Source organism: Cohnella fermenti (genome assembly GCF_004801405.1).
Lineage (GTDB): Bacteria > Bacillota > Bacilli > Paenibacillales > Paenibacillaceae > Cohnella > Cohnella fermenti.
Genome location: NZ_SSOB01000038.1, coordinates 52,865 through 68,501, shown reverse-complemented (window position 1 = coordinate 68,501; position 15,637 = coordinate 52,865). Strand labels below are relative to the sequence as shown.

14 protein-coding genes are annotated in these 15,637 nt (G+C 60.4%); 3 read left to right on the top strand and 11 right to left on the bottom strand.

Going from position 1 to position 15,637, the window contains the following annotated elements; all coding sequences use genetic code 11:
* The first annotated feature begins 90 nt into the window (after window positions 1-90).
* Window positions 91-1,821, top strand: a complete 1,731-nt coding sequence (locus E6C55_RS24375; RefSeq protein WP_168735859.1) for a methyl-accepting chemotaxis protein — start codon at window positions 91-93, stop codon at window positions 1,819-1,821.
* Between the two features lie 276 nt (window positions 1,822-2,097).
* Complete coding sequence (locus E6C55_RS24370) at window positions 2,098-2,412, top strand: hypothetical protein (RefSeq protein ID WP_136372434.1); 315 nt, start codon at window positions 2,098-2,100, stop codon at window positions 2,410-2,412.
* 193 nt (window positions 2,413-2,605) lie between these two features.
* Here the strand turns inward: E6C55_RS24370 and groL are convergent, their stop codons facing one another.
* The 11 genes from groL to E6C55_RS24315 all read right to left on the bottom strand — a co-directional run bounded on the left by groL (window position 2,606) and on the right by E6C55_RS24315 (window position 12,817).
* Window positions 2,606-4,243 carry a chaperonin GroEL gene (groL, locus tag E6C55_RS24365; protein WP_136372433.1) on the bottom strand — a complete coding sequence of 546 codons (1,638 nt, stop codon included), beginning with the start codon at window positions 4,241-4,243 and terminating at the stop codon, window positions 2,606-2,608.
* A gap of 93 nt (window positions 4,244-4,336) precedes the next feature.
* Window positions 4,337-4,621, bottom strand: coding sequence for a co-chaperone GroES (groES, locus tag E6C55_RS24360; protein ID WP_136372432.1), 285 nt, complete (start codon window positions 4,619-4,621; stop codon window positions 4,337-4,339).
* Window positions 4,622-4,849: 228 nt separating this feature from the next.
* Window positions 4,850-6,109, bottom strand: coding sequence for a methyl-accepting chemotaxis protein (locus E6C55_RS24355; protein ID WP_168735858.1), 1,260 nt, complete (start codon window positions 6,107-6,109; stop codon window positions 4,850-4,852).
* A gap of 236 nt (window positions 6,110-6,345) precedes the next feature.
* Complete coding sequence (tatC, locus tag E6C55_RS24350) at window positions 6,346-7,167, bottom strand: twin-arginine translocase subunit TatC (protein ID WP_136372430.1); 822 nt, start codon at window positions 7,165-7,167, stop codon at window positions 6,346-6,348.
* A gap of 131 nt (window positions 7,168-7,298) precedes the next feature.
* A complete protein-coding gene (locus tag E6C55_RS24345; protein ID WP_136372429.1) occupies window positions 7,299-7,532 on the bottom strand; it encodes a twin-arginine translocase TatA/TatE family subunit in 234 nt (77 codons plus the stop codon).
* Window positions 7,533-7,603: 71 nt separating this feature from the next.
* A complete protein-coding gene (locus E6C55_RS24340; RefSeq protein ID WP_136372428.1) occupies window positions 7,604-8,671 on the bottom strand; it encodes a molybdopterin-binding protein in 1,068 nt (355 codons plus the stop codon).
* Window positions 8,668-9,162: a MogA/MoaB family molybdenum cofactor biosynthesis protein gene (locus E6C55_RS24335; protein WP_136372427.1), complete on the bottom strand. Its 495-nt coding sequence runs from the start codon at window positions 9,160-9,162 to the stop codon at window positions 8,668-8,670. The genes E6C55_RS24340 and E6C55_RS24335 overlap by 4 nt, the downstream gene beginning before the upstream one ends.
* A 31-nt stretch (window positions 9,163-9,193) precedes the next feature.
* Window positions 9,194-9,706, bottom strand: a complete 513-nt coding sequence (gene moaC / locus E6C55_RS24330) for a cyclic pyranopterin monophosphate synthase MoaC (protein WP_136372426.1) — start codon at window positions 9,704-9,706, stop codon at window positions 9,194-9,196.
* 60 nt (window positions 9,707-9,766) lie between these two features.
* A complete protein-coding gene (locus E6C55_RS24325) occupies window positions 9,767-10,375 on the bottom strand; it encodes a 5-formyltetrahydrofolate cyclo-ligase (protein ID WP_136372425.1) in 609 nt (202 codons plus the stop codon).
* A 147-nt stretch (window positions 10,376-10,522) separates the two neighbouring features.
* Window positions 10,523-11,716: an MFS transporter gene (locus E6C55_RS24320; protein WP_136372424.1), complete on the bottom strand. Its 1,194-nt coding sequence runs from the start codon at window positions 11,714-11,716 to the stop codon at window positions 10,523-10,525.
* Between the two features lie 111 nt (window positions 11,717-11,827).
* On the bottom strand, window positions 11,828-12,817 hold the full coding sequence (locus tag E6C55_RS24315) for a helix-turn-helix transcriptional regulator (RefSeq protein ID WP_168735857.1): 990 nt from the start codon (window positions 12,815-12,817) through the stop codon (window positions 11,828-11,830).
* Between the two features lie 221 nt (window positions 12,818-13,038).
* Here E6C55_RS24315 and E6C55_RS24310 point away from each other — a divergent pair, with 221 nt between their 5' ends.
* Window positions 13,039-15,006: an ABC-F family ATP-binding cassette domain-containing protein gene (locus E6C55_RS24310; protein WP_136372422.1), complete on the top strand. Its 1,968-nt coding sequence runs from the start codon at window positions 13,039-13,041 to the stop codon at window positions 15,004-15,006.
* The last annotated feature ends 631 nt before the right edge of the window (window positions 15,007-15,637 follow it).

Sequence of the window (15,637 nt, the reverse complement as noted above, 5' to 3'; positions counted from 1 at the left end):
TATAAAGCCCCCGCTTCTGCCGATATATATGTTACATTCATTATAATGGCAATTCGCCATCTTATACCGTCAAGGAGAGGAAGTCCGTTTATGCACTTGTCCGTCAAAACAAGAATTGCTCTGCTCGTCTTCATTCCGATGCTTCTGTTTGTCGCCACGGGGGTCTACCTGCTCAACCTGAATTCCTCGAACATCAAACGAATGGGCAACAGCTTATTCGACGTAGCCTATCAGGCGAACAACTACATCATGGTTGCGGACCGCGACTATTATCAAGCATTAAACGCCTATAACCTGCTTCGCTTCGCTCCCCTCTCCGATGAAGCGCGCGAATCGAATAAGGACAAGCTGGACGAGAACGTTGCCAGCGTGCGCGCGAGCATCTCCAAGGCGAGATCGATTCTTTCCAGCTCCGACCTTCTCGACCTCAGCGAAGAGAACAGCCAGACAACCGCCAAGAATGCCTTCCTCGGGTATGAGGCCGACTTTGAGAAGTGGGTCAGCATTGCAACGGCCAACGTCAAGAACAGCACTCCCGTCGTATTGGCAGACGAGGAGGAGCTTAGCCTTATGTTCGAGAACAGCCGCGACTCCATTGACATTCTGGGCAATTTGCTCGACGAGTACAGCCTGCAGGAAATGAACGATATTAACGACAAGAAGACTTCGGACACCACGACCACCTATACCATTCTCGGGATCGAGTGGGCGCTTATCATCCTCGTGTCCTCCCTGTTGCTGCGTCACTTCAACCGCTCGATCAACAGTCTCCAGAGCAAGACGAAGATGGTCGCCGGCGGCAACCTCCACTTTGAGAGAATGGGCAAGTACTCCAGAGACGAGTTCGGGCAGCTCAACGATTCGATGGACACGATGATCGAGAAGGTGCGCGGGCTTGTCCGACAGATCTCCGACAATACGAACACCGTCTCCGCCGCCGCCGTGGAGCTGTCGATCAGCGCCGGGGAAGCGGCCGCGACGACCAATCATGTCGCCGAGAACATTCAAGACGTTACCTCTCAAGTCGAAGTGCAGGCGACGATCGCCGAGGAGACAAGCCGTGCGGTCGAAGAGATGTCTTCCGGCATTCAGCGAATCGCGGAGAACACGACCTCGATCTCCGAGCTGTCCGCGACGGCTTCCGGGCAAGTCGACGAGGGCAACGAGCACATGCTCACCCTCAAGCAGCAAGTCGGAGAGATCATGCAAGCTATTCAGGCGCTGTCGGCCATCGTCCACAATCTGAACGAGAAGTCGGGCCAGATCGGCGCGATCACCGAGAACATTACCGGCTTCGCCAACCGGACGAACATCCTCTCGCTCAACGCCTCGATCGAAGCGGCGAGAGCGGGCGAGCACGGCAAGGGCTTCGCCGTCGTCGCCCAGGAGATTCGCAAGCTGGCCGCCGGCTCGCTCGAATCCGCGGAGAACATCTCCATGCTCATCAGCGAGACGCGCGAAGAGATCGGCAGAGCGTCGGCCTTCATGGAGAGCACCGTCGCCCAAGTCGGCAAGGGCACCGACCTGATGGGCGAGGTAGCCGAAGATTTCGCCAGCATCCAGACAGCCGTGAAGAAGGTCGTGGAGCAGGTGCACGAGACCTCCGCGATCACCGAGCAGATGTCGGCCAGCTCGGAGGAGGTCGCCGCCAGCATGGAGCAATCGTCCAATTCCTCCCGCGAAGTCGCCGGCAAGGCGCAGACCGTGGCCGCTGCGACCGAAGAGCAGCTCGCTCTCGGCGAGAGCATCTCCCACGCCGCCGAGCAGCTCCAGACGATCGTCCAGAGCCTCAAGGGGTCCGTCAGCCAATTCAAGCTGTAAGCTCGCGCTCGCAAGCACCGCCAGCCCCGTCGTCCCATTATTGGACGACGGGGCTTTTTTGGGCGCTGTGCCTGCCCTCCCTGTCCGGAACGCCCGCTTAATTGCCGCCGCCGCCATTCCAAGCGTGTCTTCTCCCCGCTCCCTATTCCGCACATGCACAAACAAAATCCGCTTTTCGCCAAACTCCCGCCGTCCCCTCCCCGAACGCATACGCATACCGGACCTCGATTTTAGCGGTTTATCGCCTTCGTTGGCTGGGGTTCCGGTTGGTTCTGGTTGGTTGGAGACGTTTTGCGCGGTTTATCGCCTTCGTTGGCTGCGATTCTGGTTGGTTCTGGTTGGTTGGAGACGTTTTATGCGGTTTATCGCACTCGTTGGCTGGGATTCTGGTTGGTTCTGGTTGGTTGGAGACGTTTTGTGCGGTTTATCGCACTCGTTGGCTGGGATTCCGGTTGGGGTGAGGTGTTTTATGTGATTTTTCACATTCGTGGGCTTGGATTAGGTGCAATCGAGCCGTTTTATATGATTTTTAGCATATATGCGGTAACTTGGGCTATAAATTTCTTCATTTATGCTATTTTTCACATATAATCGCCCAAATGACCCATTATTGGGCCTTGCGAATGTGATTTTTCGCATAAAATCCAGTGACCAATGGTTTCGGAGGAATTTCGAGGCTTGGTGCTTCGCTTCGGGGGTTCGGGGGTTCGGGGCGAGAGGCAAAAAAAGACGAACCAAGAGGTTCCCCTCTGGTTCGTCTTCCATTCGGTCGGCGGGCTTGGAATTAGAAGCCGCCCATGCCGCCCATATCGCCCATGCCGCCAGGCATGCCGGCAGGAGCTGCGCCCTTCGGCTCCGGCTTGTCGGCGATAACCGCTTCGGTCGTCAGGAACATCGCCGCTACGGAAGCAGCGTTCTGCAGCGCGGAGCGAGTTACCTTCACCGGGTCGATGATGCCGGCGTCGAACATGTTGACCCAATCGCCGGTAGCGGCGTTGTAGCCGATGCCGACTTCTTCCTTCTTCAGACGCTCGACGATGACGGAGCCTTCTTGGCCGGCGTTGGCAGCGATCGTGCGGATCGGCTCTTCCAGCGAGCGAAGGATGATGTTGACGCCCGTCTTCTCGTCGCCTTCCGCTTGAACGGCCGAAACGGCGCCATATACGTTAACGAGTGCGGTGCCGCCGCCGGAGACGATGCCTTCTTCAACCGCAGCGCGGGTTGCGTTCAGGGCGTCTTCGATGCGCAGCTTGCGCTCCTTCAGTTCGGTCTCGGTCGCAGCGCCGACCTTGATGACGGCTACGCCGCCGGCCAGCTTCGCCAGGCGCTCTTGCAGCTTCTCGCGATCGAAGTCGGACGTCGTCTCTTCGATTTGAGCGCGGATTTGGTTAACGCGAGCCTTGATGTCGTTAGGATCGCCGGCGCCGTCAACAATGATCGTGTTCTCCTTGTTGACGCGAACTTGGCGAGCCGTACCGAGCTGGCCGACGGAAGTGGACTTCAGCTCGAGGCCGAGCTCTTCCGTGATCACTTGGCCGCCGGTCAGAGCCGCGATGTCTTGCAGCATCGCCTTGCGGCGGTCGCCGAAGCCAGGCGCCTTGACGGCTACGCAAGTGAACGTGCCGCGCAGACGGTTGACGATCAGCGTCGCTTGCGCTTCGCCTTCGACGTCTTCCGCAATGATCAGCAGTTGCTTGCCGGATTGAACAACCTTCTCGAGAACCGGAAGGATCTCTTGAATGTTGGAGATCTTCTTGTCGGTGATCAGGATGTACGGGTTGTCAAGCACAGCTTCCATCTTGTCCGTGTCCGTGATCATGTAAGGGGAGACGTAGCCGCGGTCGAACTGCATGCCTTCCACGACTTCGAGCTCAGTGTTGAAGCCCTTCGACTCTTCGACGGTGATAACGCCGTCCTTGCCTACCCTGTCCATCGCGTCCGCGATCAGTTGGCCGACTTCGTCGTCAGCGGCGGAGATAGCGGCAACCTGAGCGATGTTGCTGCTGCCTTCGACTTGCTTGGAGATCTTCTTCAGCTCTTCGACGGCTGCTCTGACAGCCTTGTCGATGCCCTTGCGAACGACCATCGGGTTAGCGCCCGCGGTAACGTTCTTCAGACCTTCGCGGATCATCGCTTGGGCGAGAACCGTAGCGGTCGTCGTGCCGTCGCCGGCGACATCGTTCGTCTTCGTTGCGACTTCCTTCACGAGTTGGGCGCCCATGTTCTCGAATGCGTCTTCGAGTTCGATCTCCTTCGCGATCGTTACGCCGTCGTTCGTGATCAGCGGGGACCCGAACTTCTTCTCCAGAACGACGTTGCGGCCCTTCGGTCCGAGCGTTACTTTAACCGCGTTGGCAAGCGTGTCGACGCCGCGAAGCATCGAACGGCGAGCCTCTTCGCTGAACTTGATTTCCTTAGCCATTGAGATTAACCCTCCTCGATATGGTGTTCCTGCGAGCCGCCTTGGCTCGTTACGTAATACCCTTTAAAGCTTATGTCGTCAGCGCCGCGGCGATTAGCCCACGATCGCGTGAATATCGCTTTCCTTCATGATCAAGTATTCTTTGCCCTCATACTTGATCTCGGTTCCTGCATACTTGGAGAACAGAACACGGTCTCCCACTTTGACTTCAAGCGCTACGCGTTCGCCATCCTTGCTCAGCGAGCCGCTGCCCACCGCGACGATAGTTCCCTCTTGCGGCTTCTCCTTGGCCGTGTCCGGCAGGACGATTCCGCTTGCGGTCTTTTCTTCCTTGGCACTCGCTTCGACAAGTACGCGATCACCCAAAGGTTTGATCATGAAAATAGCCTCCTTTGTGAATAGGTTAACTGTTTGAATAAGGGCTGTCGCCCCTTTGTTAGCACTCATTCATGTGAAGTGCTAACAGCCAATTCTTATGATACTGATTTTGAGTGTTCATTTCAAGCCCTTTTCCGTTAAAAAAAGCAGACCCGGAACTGCACACGGGTCTGCGCGATTACACTCGTCTTCCATTGTCTCCTTAGTCCATCCGGCTCATTCACGCGATTAGGTGCGGAAGTGGCCCGCCATCGCCTTCAATCTTGACGCCATGTCGCTCAGCTTGTCCGCCGTCTCGGCCATCGCGCCGCTCGACGAGAACTGCTGATGCGTCATCGTCGCCACCTGTTCGGTGAACGAAGCGGTCTCCTCCGTGACTCGTCCGATCTCCTGAATCGACAGCACAACCGATTCGCTTCCCGCCGACATCTGCTCGATCGAGGCGGCCGCTTCGATGATGTTGCTGCTGAGCGTGCTGACGTCGCCGACGATGCCGCCGAACGATTCCTCCGCCCGCTTCATGCCGGATACGGCACCGTACACTTGCTCCGAGCTCTGCTCGAACTTCGACGCCGCGCCCCTGATGTCGAGCGACATCGCCTGCAGCGTATTGCCGATCTGCACCGCCGATTGTTGCGTCTGGTCGGCCAGCTTGCGAATCTCTCCGGCGACAACGGCGAAGCCGCGGCCGTGCTCGCCCGCGCGCGCCGCTTCGATCGCCGCGTTAAGCGCCAGCAAGTGCGTCTGATTCGACACTTCGGAGATGTAGCCGATGACCTCAAGCACCGATTCGGACTTCTGGTTCAGGCTGCGCACCATCTCCTGCAGCGAACGGAACGACGACTCGACCTCGCTGATGTCCTTCGTCGCTTCCTGCAGCAGCACGGCGCCTCCTTCCGCCCGGCTGCGGGTCGAGACGGCTGCGTCGGAAGCGCCGGTCGTCGTCGAAGCGACCTGGCTGAGCCCTTCCCGAGTCTCCTGCATGACGGCCGAGATCTGCTGCGACTTCGCCACCTGGGTGACCGCGCCGGAAGCGACCTTCTCGACCGCCTTGGACACCTCGCCGCTCACCCGCGCGTTCTCGTCCGCGCCTTCCTTCAATTGAATAGCTGCGGCTGCCAGCTCTGCCGTGCTGTTCCGCAGCTCCTTCATCATCTTCTGCAGACTCTCCATCATCCCGTTCGCCGCACTGGCCAGCTCGCCAACCTCATCGCTCGTCTGCACGACAATCCGGCGGGTCAGATCGCCCCCCGTCGGCGACGAGATATTTTTCAACGCGCCCGATATGCTGCCGATCTGATCGATCACGGAGCGGTTCAAGAATCGAACTCCGAAGGCAAGCAATCCTATCGTGATTACCGCGATGACGGCCGTTACAACCCCGCTCGCCCCGGTGAAGGCGAATATCGCCGCGACGACCTGCAGGATGCTGATTCCCAAGAGCAGCAAGAGCGCCTTCTTTCCCAATCCCATTCCCGAATTCTTCATTCCATCTTCCCCCTCCGACATTAGACACGAACTGGTCTTCCCGAATTCGAACGATGAACGCCGCTTGTATGTAACCGTTATCAGGGATGTGCTAATAGTGTACCATAAATGCAGCATTTGGAATATCGGAAAATAGGGCTTGAGGTCGTTCCGAACGGAAACAACGCGAAATAAGCACCATGAAGATAAAAAAGCGAGCCCCGATCCCATCGGATTCCGGACTCGCTGCCATTCCCTTATGTTCGCGCTGCCGCCCGATACTCTTCCTCGTCCTCCAACTCCTTCTCCCGCAGCCGTGCCTCGCGCTTCTTGAAGGCGATGGTGGACAGGAACACGCTTGCCTCGTACAGCGCGACGAGCGGAACCGCCACGAGCAGGTCGGAGATCACATCCGGAGGCGTAATGACCGTCCCGACCAGCACCATGGCGAACCATGCGATCTTCCGAATCTTCTTCAGGACGATCGGATTCAAGATGCCGATTCTCGTCAGGAACAGAATGACGACCGGCAGCTCGAACAGCACGCCAAGCGGGAAGACGATGTTGAACATGAAGGAGAAGTATTGGCTGACCCCGTACATCGACTCGATCCCCATGCTCTCGGTGATGCCTTCCGTGAAGCTGTACGCCATCGGGAAGACGATGAAGTACGCGAACGCCAGCCCCGCGAGGAACATGACGCAGGCAGCCGGCACATAGCGCAGCGTCGCCTTCTGCTCCCGCTCGCCGAGCGCCGGCTTGACGAATGCCCACAGCTGGTAGATGGTGAACGGAATCGCCGCGACGAAGGAGACGACGAACGCCAGCTTCATGTATAAGCCGATCGCGTCCCACGGCGAGAACGCATGCAGCTCGATGCGTCCCGCAGGCGTCCGTTCCAGCAGATAATCGAAGATCGGCTTCGCGCAGAACAAGCCCGCGATGACGCCGAGAACGAAGACGATCAGGATGGCAATGACTCTCTTGCGAAGCTCGCCGATATGCGACATCACCGGCATCCAGCCCGCCTCGCCCTTGGCCGGCGCGCCTTGCGCGCCGCCGGTGCGGTCGGTCGCCATGACAATTCCTCCCCAAGCACAAACGCATTCGGCGTCCGCACGACGCCGGAGAAGCTTTGCGGTAATATCAGATCGAACACGACGAGGGCGGCTCCCAGAGGCAAGCCGCCCTCGTCAACCCGTTGCCGCGCTTATTCCGGAAGACGACGTTCCGCCTTCGGCTGCTCGTCCTCCTGCGCGCTCACGTCGACGCGGCGAGGTGCCGCCGTCTGAACGTCGTCGTCCATGAGTCCGTTCGCGCCTCTCTTGAATTCGCGCAGGGTCTTGCCGAATGCCTTGCCAAGCTCGGGCAGCTTGTTCGGCCCGAACAACAGCAAGGCTACGATGACGAGCAATATGAATCCTGTAGCGCCGATGCCGCTCATCGATGCGCCTCCTCTTCATGCAATGAAGTAAAATCATGTCTGGCTTCTGATTCCCATTATAGCCTTGATCGCTAACGATGCAACCCGCCGTATCCCATCGAGACGATGTCCTCGCGGACGATCGTGTCTCCCGCAAGCACGCGCGGCAGCAGAACGTCGAAGGACGTATATGGATCATGCATAACGCAGCCGGGCAGTCCGAACACCGGAACGCCTCTTAGGTAACCGAACAGCAGCATGGAGCCGGGCAACATCGGCGTCCCATAGCTGACGATATCGGTGCCCGCATCCGCGATCGCGCCGGGAGTGCGGTCGTCCGGGTCGACGGACATGCCGCCAGTCACCAATATCATATCATACCCGCGCTCGAGAAAATAGTGAATATGCCAAGCGATGGTCTCTCGATCGTCGGGGGCGAAGCGCTGCTCGGCCACCTCGGAGCCGTAATCCGCCAGCTTGCGAACGACGGCGGGCCCGAACTTGTCCTCGATCCGGCCGGAGAACACCTCGCTGCCCGTCGTCAGCAGTCCCGCACGCAATCTGCGCATCGGCCGGACCGCCATCGGCGCCGCTCCTTCCCGCTCCCGATAGTCCGCCGCGATCCGTTCGGCTTCCGCCACCTTCGCTTCCGGCACGATCAGCGGAATCGCCCTTGTCGCCGCAATGGCTTCCCCTTCGCGCACGACGCGATGATTCAGCACCGTCGCCAAAGCGATGTCGCCGAGCGCGTTGATCCCATCGACGACCGGCCTCGCGATCGCCGCCAGCCCGGTTATGGTCGACTTGAGCGCGACCTTGCCTTCGTGCGGCTCCCCGTACGTCAAGTTGTCTCCGGCCAGAGCAACCGCCAGGCGAAGGGCGGCATCGTCCTCATGCAGGTCTCCGTCGCCAAGCTCCAGCACATAGAGATGCTCCTTGCCGATATCCTTCAGCTTCGGAATATCTTCCTCCGCGACCCGGTGTCCCTTGCGGAACAGCCTGCCCTTGAATTGTCCCGGAACGATCTGCGTCAGGTCGTGCGCCAGCGTCAAGCCGACGGCATCCTCCGTCTTCACCTCGCGGAGCAGCGTATTGCCGATCCGCACCGCTCCGTCTCCGCTCCCGCCGCTCCCTCTGCTTCCTTCTGCGCCGTCCGTCATGCGTCGAGGTCCCTTCCGATTCCCTTGACCTGCAGCAGCGCGGAAGGAATCATGTCCATAATCGCCATCAGCGCTTCGGTCACGCCCTTCGGGTCTCCGGGAAGATTGATCACAAGCGTATTCGACCGGATCGCGGCGACTCCGCGGAACAGCATCGCCCGCCGGGTCCGCTGCATCGCCGCCGCGCGAATCGCTTCCGCCATGCCCGGAACGACCCGATCGCACACCTTCAGCGTCGCTTCCGGCGTCACGTCCCGAAGGCCGAGCCCCGTCCCGCCCGTCGTCAGCACAAGGTCCGCCTGGAAATAATCGATCATCTCGATCAGTGCGGCCTGAATCTCGTCCTTCTCGTCCGGGACGACGCGATATTCGACGATCTCGCCCTCAAGCTCTTCCTCCACCAGCTCGCGAATGACTTGCGCGCTCGTGTCCTCCCGTTCCCCGCGGGCCCCCTTGTCGCTTGCCGACAACAAAGCTACCTTCCAGAACATTCCGGTCCCTCCTCCCTAGAATGCGTATGTATCAACAATCCGGCCGCTCGGCGGAGCGATCCCCGGCCTTGTAATCTCCGCTCTTGCCGCCCGTCTTGGAGAGCAGCCTCGTCGGTCCGATCTCCATATCCTTCTGGAGAGCCTTGCACATATCGTAAACCGTAAGCGCAACGGCCGACACGGCCGTCAGCGCCTCCATCTCGACGCCCGTCTTGCCCGTCGTCTTCACTTCCGCGGTGATGTACAGCGTATCCTTGCCGTTGTCGCGGAAGCTCACGTTCACTCCGGTCAGCGGAAGCGGATGGCACATCGGAATCCAATCCGCCGTTCGCTTCGCCGCCTGAATGCCGGCCACCTGGGCGACGGCAAGCACGTCTCCCTTCGCAACCGAACCTTCCCGAATGCGCAGCAGCGTCTCTTCGTTCATCGTCACCTTCGTCTCGGCAACCGCCGTCCGCGCCGTTGTCGGCTTCTCGGAGACGTCCACCATGATCGCCCGGCCTTGCTCGTTAAAGTGGGTGAGGCGCCGTTCGTCGTCTCCCATCGCAAGTTCCTCCTCGTCTCTCTCTAATCGGCCGGCTTCCGCCCGGCCGCACTCCATCCGTCAGAACCGAATCCATTCGCTCTCCGTCGCAAGTCCGTCCAACTTCAAATCGTGAGGCTCCCGGGGCAGCATTCCCGTCACAAGCTGCAGATCGTAAGCGAACCCGATCCAGGCAGAGCTTTTTCCTGCCCGGAGCATCCATTCGTACAGACGGTCGTAATAGCCCCCTCCGTAGCCGAGCCTCCCGCCGCTGCGATCGAACGCCAGGCCGGGAACGATGACAACATCCACCGGCTCGTCCTGCCCGATCAACTCGCAGGTCTGCGGGTCCGGCTCCGGAACGCCCCATCGCCCATTCGTCCAATCGCTCGCCGAACGGATCGCCCTGAGCTCCAAGCCTTCGTTCTCCCCTACCGCCATCCGGGGAGCGACCGTCCGGTGTCCCCTTGCGAGACACCAGTTCATCAGCTCCGAAGGGTCCGTCTCGGAGCGGAACGCGCCGTAAGCGCACACGGTCAGCGGTCTTCCGAGCGTCTCCCCGAGCGGCGCCAGCAGGGAGCTCACGACGGTTAAACATGCGGCCCGCGAATGCGCGGCCCGCGCTTCATCCGTCAGCGCATCCCTCTCCGCACGGATTCTCTCCCTCCATTGCCGCTTCCCGTTCATCATGCGATTCGCTTCACCTCGCGGAAGATCCTTCCGATTGAACCGTAAAATTTAGCTTAAGTTTATCATTTTTCGCGCTGTTCGCCAAACCCTGCACAACCGGATCGACAGGCGGAACGCCAAGGAGCGGAAGCATCTCCGCTCCCGCTCCTATCCCGTTCGTTCCGGTCTGCTGTATCGGCCTCGCGTTCTCCCGCTCGCCGCCGGCAGACAGACCGCCAACAATGCCAAACAGACACCGTACGGCCACGCGGCTCCCGCCGCATACAACCCCGCGCCGATCGCCGGTCCCAGGAAGGAACCTCCTCCCTGCAGCGCGGACACATACGATGCGACGCTTCTCTGGCCGCTCCCGTCCACGGCGAGCGAAGCCCCGGAACCGTAGCCGAGCATCGTCAGGCCGATCCCGAGCCCGAGCGCCGCGAAGGCCGGATAGGCAAGCTCCCGAAGCGTCAGGAAGCCTCCGAGCCCGCTCCCCACCAGAAGGAGGCCGACCGTCATCGAGCGCTCTGGAGACCAGCGAAGCCGCCTTCCGAACACGGCCTGCGACAGCGCAACCAGGATGCCCGAGATCGCCAGGCCGATTCCGACCCGCCTCGCGGATTCGATGGCCCCGAATCCGTTCGCGTCCTGCATAAAGATGTTTATCGTCACCTGAACGATGTTAAGGACAACGGACAGCACAAGCCCAATCGCCAGATACGGCCTGATCCGGGGATCGAACGGGGAGAGCGTCGCACGACTTCTCTGCGGCCCGGCATTCCCCGGCTCCCCGTCCCGGATAAGTATGGCGAGCGGCAGCATGATCGCAAGCAGCATAGCCGCGGACGCGACCATCGGGGCCGTCAGGCTGAGCGAAGCCGTCGCTCCGCTCATCGCCGGCCCCAGCACGAATCCGAGCCCGTTGGCGGCGCCGAACAGCGCCATCCCCCTTGTCCTTGTGCTCTCCGTCGTCCAGCCCATCACATAGGCTTGGGCTTTGGCCGGAATGCCTCCGAAGAAGAAGCCCGCGGCCGCCCGCAGCAGCAGGAACAGCCAGAACAAGCCGCCGGAAGCCGCTCCGCCTTCCGCGGCCCGCTCCGCAAGCGCCGCGAACGCGACCAGTACCGCAGCGTAGGCAAGCATAAGCAGCAACAGCGTCATTTTCCGGCTCAGCCGGGAGAAGCGTCCCCAGCAATAACCTCCCATCAGCCAGCAAAGTCCTGCCGCCGAGACAAGGCAGCCGGATTGGAAGTCGCTCATTCCGAGGCTTCGGGCAAGCGGTGCGGCGACCGGGTTAAAGGAAGCGATAGACATCATCGAGATCATCACAATGAGAAACATAAGGGCAAATTTGCGGCGCATGGTCTTCCGTCCCTTCCGTGCTTGGATTACGCCAAGCATACCGTCCGGAAGAACAAGCGCTCCACCCCGAGCGGGAGGTGCGCAGCGGGCTGCGGGAGCAATGGGGAACAGCTAGATGAAGCGGCTGCGCGATCCGCCCCGCAGAAGCTCGCCGGGATTGACGCCGTACTTGCTCCGGAACGCTTCCGCGAAGTGGCTCGGATTCGAATAACCGACCTCGAGGGAGGTCTCGTAGACGTTAAACTCTCCGCAGCGAAGCAGGTCGAGAGCCTTCTCGAGCCGCCGGTCCCGCAGGTAGCCGAACACCGTCGTGCCGTACAGCTTCTTGAAGCCGAGCTTCAGCTTGTTGTCGTTCACCCCGACTTGTCTGGCCAGCTCCAGCAAGCCGGGGGCATCCGCCAGACGGGAGGCGAGAATGGCGGCCGCCTCCCGGATCGCTTGCGCGTCCCTTCTCGACAAGCCCGAATCCGCCTCGTCGGCGCCGCGATCCAGGAACAACCGGAACGATTCGCCGAGAAGCTCCGACGCCAAGCATTCGAGTTCGAAGTTCCGGACGCCGTCCCTGCTTGCCGACCCGAGCAGCCGCTCCGCGACGAGCTTCAAGGAAGCAGGGATCTTCTCTTGGTAGATGTGAAGCGGCTTGCGCCCGATAATAGCGGCGAATTCCGGGCCGGATCGGCCTCGCTTCGCGTCCATCATGGAGCGATCGAACGTGCCGGCGGGAATCGCCACGCTGAGCATCCGGGTCGGCTCGCCGGCGCCGAATTGGAACCGGACGTCGGTCGGATTGACGAATTGCAGCGAGCACATCCCCGGCCCGAAGCCGTGCGTCTCTCCTCCCGCTGCGATCTCCCGCGTGCCTTGCCAGCCGATATTGAGTTCGACCATCGGCGCCGCAGCCGTGAGCGGAATGACGCGCGACGCGTGGAACTCGTAATCGGACAGGACGATCGCCATGTCGCTTCTCGGCGAGTAGCGGCGGACGCCGCCCCGTCCGCCCGCAAGAAGCCTTCGCTCTCCCGTCCAGGAAGCATCGGGTTGCTCCAGCTCAAGCTTGTCGAAGAACGCATCGAAATTACCATGGAAAGCAGCCGATTCCACGTCGCACCTCCTTTTCCCCATGTATGGATTCATTCGATTGAGAACTATTCTCACCAATTGGAATACATACAGCTTACCACGCCGCGAAGCAATCGCCAACCGTTCTCCCACCGTCAGCCGACGCCTTGGACGTTATCGCCGATTTGCGCTACACTTGATAGCAGGCATCATTCGGGCGCAATTCGCCCATACGCACAATTATCGAGTCGGAGGGATTCCTCTTGCTATTGCAAGCATCTGGCATCACGAAGCATTACGGGGTAGCTCCCGTTCTCGAAGGGCTGTCCCTTCTTATTAATGAGAGAGACCGGATCGGACTCGTCGGCGTCAACGGCGCAGGCAAGTCCACCTTCCTCCGGATTCTCGCCGGCGAGCTGTCGGCCGACTCCGGGTCCGTATCCCGGCCCCGCGAAGTGAGGATCGGGTATCTCGCCCAGAACAGCAGCTTCGACGGCAGCCGCACGCTGCAGGAGATCATGTATGACGCCTTCGGGCCGCTGCTTGAGCAGGAACGCGAGCTGCGGCGGCTGGAGGAACGAATGGCCGACCCGGCCGAACAGCTAGACGCCGCCCGTTACGAAGCGCTGCTTAGCCAATATGCGGACAAGAACGACCGCTTCCGCGACGGGGGCGGCTTCGAGATGGAGACGCGGATTCGCAGCGTACTGCACGGGATGGGCTTCGGCGACTTCCCGGCGGACACGCTTGTCTCCGGACTGAGCGGCGGCCAGCGAACGCGGCTCGCGCTTGCCCGCCTGCTCGTCGTGCAACCCGAACTGCTGCTGCTGGACGAACCGACCAACCACCTGGACATTGCGACGCTGACGTGGCTGGAGCAGTACCTGCGCACGTATTCCGGGGCCATGGTCATCGTGTCTCACGACCGCTACTTCCTTGACGCGACAGTTACGTCCATCGTCGAGATCGAGCGTCATTCCGCCACTCGCTATACCGGCAATTACTCCAGGTTCATGGAGCAGAAGGAAGCCGACTTCGCCCAGCGGGTGAAGCAATATGAGCAGCAGAAGAAGGAAATCGCGCGCATGGAGGACTTCATTCAGCGCAATCTCGTGCGGGCGACGACGACCCGGCGGGCCCAGAGCCGTCGCAACGCCCTGGAGCGGATCGAACGGCTCGAGAAGCCGGGCACGCTGAAGCAGGCCAGCTTCTCCTTCACGACCGAGCGGCGCACCGGCAAGGATGTGCTGCAGGTGTCCGAAGCTTCCGCTGCTCCTTCCGAAGAGATGGCGCCGCTCTTCCGCAACGTCGGCTTCGAAGCGAAGCGGGGCGAGCGCATCGCCCTGCTCGGACCGAACGGCATCGGCAAGACGACGCTGCTCAAGGCGCTCGTCGGCGACTTGCCGCTGCGCAAGGGAACGATTCGCTGGGGCACCGGCGTCATGCTCGGGTATTACGACCAGGAGCAGAAGCAGTTGAACAAGGCCAACACGGTGCTTGAGGAAGTGTGGAGCGAATATTCGATGCTGCCGGAAGCGGAGATCCGCACCGTTCTCGGCAACTTCCTGTTCAGCGGCGAGGACGTGAAGAAGACGGTCGGCTCCCTGAGCGGAGGGGAGAAGGCACGCGTGGCCTTGTCCAAGCTTATGCTGCGCAAGGCGAACGTGCTTGTACTGGACGAACCGACCAACCATCTGGATCTGTGGAGCCGCGAGGTGCTTGAGGCCTCCCTGGAGGAATACGAGGGCACGCTTCTGTTCGTGTCCCACGACCGGTACTTCCTGAACCGGCTGGCGGACCGGATCGTCGAGCTTCACCCCGAAGGCGCGGAGATTTACTTGGGCAACTACGACGACATGGTCGCCAAGAAGCAGGAGCTCGAGCAATGGCAGGCGGAAGCCGCCGCCCCGAAGCCGACCGGGGCCGGAGCGGCATCGACTGCCGTGACGGCTGCTGCTTCAGGCTCGGCGGTGTCCGGCTCCGCTCCCGCCCTGGATTACGAGGCCGAGAAGCAAGCGAAGCGCGAGGAGCGCGCGCGGCAGCGTAAGAAGGAGCAGACGGAAGCGGATATCGCCCGCCTGGAAGAGGAGATCTCGGCGCTTGAGCAAGAGATGACCCAAGAGGAAGTATTCACCGATTACGTTCTGCTTCGCGAGAAACAGGCAGCGCTCGACACATGCCGACAAGCTCTCGACGAAGCCTATGAACGATGGGAATCCTTGTTGGATTGAGGAATCCCCTATCCGACGAAAGCCGCCTTAGTTACACACAGCATTATCCACAGCCTGTGAGCAGCGGGTTATCCCCAGAAAATGTGATTTTTCTTGGGGATCCGCGCTTGCCGCAGGCGGTTTTTATTTTCTGAATATTAAATTTCTGACTTTTCCACCGTTTTATCCACATTATCCACACGAAACGACACGTTTAGTTATCCCCTCCGGTGTAATCCATGAGACTTACTGCCGCAAGGTTTCGCAACCGATGTCCACAATATGCACATGGGGTGTGGATAACTGTATCCACATGCCGCCTTGATGAATCTTACCCGATCCTGTCGAACGGTAACTGTTTTTGCAAGCGTTGGGCGCACAATTCGTCAAGATTAGGGCTTGGCGCCTCCGTCTGCCGACCTCCCGCTAGTCGCCAGGTCACACTGGGTGCAAAGGGGAGGCCCTTTGTGCCCACGGCATCGCAGCGGCTCGCGGCCGGCTGCGAATTGGCTGCGAATTGGCTGCGAATTGGCTGCGAATTGGCTGCGAATTGGCTGCGAATTGGCTGCGAAGTCAAGTTAGAAGTTGGCTTCGAGGCTTGGAGCGAAACTGGGGGCGGAGCTGGGGCCGCAGCCGGCTTCGTGGTTGAGCC